Origin of the sequence: Pseudomonas sp. UBA6315, assembly GCF_002438125.1 — a bacterium.
GTDB lineage: Bacteria > Pseudomonadota > Gammaproteobacteria > Pseudomonadales > Pseudomonadaceae > Aquipseudomonas > Aquipseudomonas faucium.
In genome coordinates, this window is the sequence record NZ_DJTF01000129.1 from 1 (window position 1) to 3439 (window position 3439).

A 3439-nucleotide genomic window follows, 5' to 3' on the forward strand; every position below is an offset into this window, starting at 1 on the left:
GCAGCTTGTCCATCAGGCCGCCCAGGCCGCCCATGTTCTTCATCTGCTGCAGCTGGTCGCGGAAGTCTTCGAGGTCGAAGCCCTTGCCCTTCTTCAGCTTCTTGGCCAGCTTGTCGGCCTTGGCCTTGTCGATGGTCTGCTCGGCCTGCTCGATCAGGCTGAGCACGTCGCCCATGCCGAGGATGCGCGAGGCGACACGGTCGGGGTGGAAGGGCTCGAGGGCCTCGGTCTTCTCGCCCATACCGATGAACTTGATCGGCTTGCCGGTGATGGCGCGTACCGACAGCGCGGCACCGCCACGGGCGTCACCGTCGACCTTGGTCAGCACCACGCCGGTCAGCGGCAGGGCCTCGCCAAAGGCCTTGGCGGTGTTGGCGGCGTCCTGGCCGGTCATGGCGTCGACCACGAACAGGGTCTCGATCGGCTTGACCGCGGCATGCAGCGCCTTGATCTCGTCCATCATGTCGGCGTCGATGTGCAGGCGGCCGGCGGTGTCGACGATGACCACGTCGATGAACTTGAGCTTGGCCTCGCGGATCGCCGCCTCGGCGATGGCGACCGGCTTCTGGCTGATGTCGGACGGGAAGAAGGTCACGCCGATGTCGTTGGCCAGGGTTTCCAGCTGCTTGATCGCCGCCGGGCGGTAGACGTCGGCCGACACCACCATCACGCTCTTTTTCTTGCGCTCCTTGAGGAAGCGCGCGAGCTTGCCGGCGGTGGTGGTCTTACCGGCGCCCTGCAGGCCGGCCATCAGCACCACGGCAGGTGGCGCCGCGTTCAGCGCGAGGTCTTCGTTGGCCGCGCCCATCAGGCTTTCCAGCTCGGCCTGGACGATCTTCACGAAGGCCTGGCCCGGGGTCAGGCTGCGCGACACTTCGGTGCCGACCGCACGTTCCTTGACGCTGTTGACGAAATCCTTGACCACCGGCAGGGCAACGTCGGCCTCGAGCAGGGCCATGCGCACTTCGCGCAACGTGTCCTTGATATTGTCTTCAGTCAGCTTGGCCTTGCCGGTGACATGGCGCAGCGTCTGTGACAGGCGGTCGGTCAGATTTTCGAACATGGTGATCCTTTCTGGCCCAGTAAAAGCCGAGGTTTGTCAGGCGCCCAGGTGAAAATGCACACGCGCTGGGCACAGCAAGGCGGCGATTATAGCGAAGAGCGGCGGCGGCGCACACCTTGCTGACCCCTGGAGGGATATTCGGTGGCCCTGCCGCCGCCAAGCCGGCACCTGCAAGCACGGCGCCCCTTTCCTGTGGGAGCCGGCTTGCCGGCGATAGGGCCCCAGCAGACTTCCTTGGTACTGACGATCTATGCCAAACTCCGTCTCTTTAAGGCTCGCCAACCAGGACTTATGTTCTCCTCACCCAGCCTCATCCCCAACCTGATCGCCGCCGGCCTTTATCTAGCAGCGACCGTCTATCAAGGTTCGCGCCTGGCCCAGTCGAACAAGGCCGACAAACGCCTGCTCGGCCTGCTTGGCGCCCTCGCCGTGCTCGCCCAGGCCGGCGCGCTGTTCTTCCAGCTCATCACCCCGCTGGGCCTGAGCCTCGATTTCTTCAGTGCCGCCAGCCTGATCGCCGTGGCGGTCATCGCCCTGACCCTGCTGGCGTGCCTGCGCATCCCGGTGGAAAACCTGCTGGTGCTGCTGTTCCCGCTGGGCGCGGTGACCGCGCTGCTGGCGCAGTTCGCCCCACCCGGCACGGTGCCGCTGATCAACGAAGAACCCGGCATCCTCGCGCATATCCTGCTGTCGATCCTGGCCTATGGGCTATTCACCATCGCCGTGTTCCAGTCGCTGTTGCTGCTACTGCAGGACCGCCAGCTGAAGAACAAGCACCCGTCCGGGCTGATCCGCAACTTCCCGCCGCTGCAGACCATGGAAAGCCTGCTGTTCGGCTTCCTCTGGGCAGGCTGGTGCCTGTTGTCGCTGTCGCTGATTTCCGGCTGGTTGTTCCTCGACAACCTGTTCGCCCAGCACCTGGTGCATAAAACCCTGCTGGCCTGCGTGGCCTGGGTGGTGTTCAGCGTGCTGCTGTGGGGCCGCACGCGCCTGGGCTGGCGCGGCCACAAGGCAATCCGCTGGACCCTGGCTGGTTTCTGCCTGCTGATGCTGGCCTATTTCGGCAGCAAGCTGGTCCGCGAATTCATCCTGCATATCTGACGGTCGCCCATGGACACCCTGCCGTACGCTCCGCTACTCGGCACTTTGGCACTGGCGCTGCTGTGGTCGGCGCTGTGCACGGCAGTGGATGCCGCCCGTGTGCAACTCAACGGTTCGCTGCGCAATGGCGAAGATGGCCAGCCGCCGCTGCCGGCCCAGGCCCTTGTGCTGTGCGCCAGCCTGGGCAAGCTGCTGGTGCTGGGCCTGGCCTGCCTGATCGGCCAGCGCCACAACGGCGAACACGGCTTCTGGCTGGCCGGCCTGGGCGCGGCCCTGGCCCTGCTGGTGCTTGCCGAATACCTGCCACGGCGCCTGGCTCGGCGTAACCCGCAAGCGTTCGTCAGCCTCGGCGTCAGCCTGCTCAAGCCGCCCCTGGCGCTGCTGCAACCGCTGGCCTGCCTGCTCGATGGTTGCGCCAAGCTCTTGTTGCGCCCCTTGCGCGTGCAACCCACGGCGGTTGCGCTGCACCCCCAGCAAGATGACGACTACGGCCAGGACGACGAGCCCGAAACGCCTCGCCACGGCTTGCTGGACGGCCTGCAGGCGCTGGACAAGATCACCGTCAACGACATCCTGGTGCCGCGCAACGAGGTCGACGGCATTAACCTGGACGAGCCGATCGAGCGCATCATCGAACAGCTCATCGTCAGCCGGCACACGCGCTTGCCGGTCTACCACAACGACATCAACCAGGTCGAAGCGATCCTCAACACCAAGCTCATCAGCCACCTGCTGCCCAGGGGCGAGCTGACCCTCCAGGCGCTGCGCGGTGCCTGCTACGAGCCCTACTTCGTGCCGGAAAGCACGCCCCTGCAGCTGCAATTGCTGAACTTCCACAAGCAGCAGCGGCGCCTGGGCGTGGTGGTGGACGAATACGGCGAGGTGCTGGGCATCGTCACCCTGGAGGACATCCTCGAGGAGATCGTCGGCGAGTTCGAGGACGAGCAGAGCCTGGACAACCCCCACGTCCACCCCCAGGCCGACGGCACCTTCGTCATCGAAGGCACCGCCTCGCTGCGCGAGATCAACCGCACCCTGGGCTGGCACCTGCCCTGCGACGGCGGCCCGAAAACCCTCAACGGGCTGGTCACCGAAGCGCTGGAAAGCATCCCGGAAAGCGCCGTTTGCCTGAAGATCGGCCGTTATCGCCTGGAAATCCTCGAAACAGAGGACAATTGCGCCAGCAAGGTACTGGTGTGGACCGTGACCCGCTAGCTATACTCGGGCCACGCTTACCCAGCCCCGCCGTCCCGCCTGCTACCCGCACCCGGCGCC

At 65.5% G+C, this 3439-nt stretch carries 3 protein-coding genes; 2 read left to right on the top strand and 1 reads right to left on the bottom strand.

Annotation, left to right across the window (positions count from 1 at the left end; genetic code table 11):
• The coding region (ffh, locus tag B3E94_RS15060) for a signal recognition particle protein (protein ID WP_286914123.1) at nt 1-1063 on the bottom strand (1063 nt) is incomplete at its 3' end.
• 291 nt (nt 1064-1354) lie between these two features.
• Here ffh and B3E94_RS15065 point away from each other — a divergent pair.
• Complete coding sequence (locus tag B3E94_RS15065) at nt 1355-2164, top strand: cytochrome C assembly family protein (protein WP_286914124.1); 810 nt, start codon at nt 1355-1357, stop codon at nt 2162-2164.
• 9 nt (nt 2165-2173) lie between these two features.
• Nucleotides 2174-3379, top strand: coding sequence for a transporter associated domain-containing protein (locus tag B3E94_RS15070; RefSeq protein ID WP_286914125.1), 1206 nt, complete (start codon nt 2174-2176; stop codon nt 3377-3379).
• Nucleotides 3380-3439: the final 60 nt, after the last annotated feature.

Coding starts and splice junctions, on each gene's coding strand:
- B3E94_RS15065 (WP_286914124.1), top strand. CDS start 1,355: ATGTTCTCCTCACCCAGCCTCATCCCCAACCTGATCGCCGCCGGCCTT.
- B3E94_RS15070 (WP_286914125.1), top strand. CDS start 2,174: ATGGACACCCTGCCGTACGCTCCGCTACTCGGCACTTTGGCACTGGCG.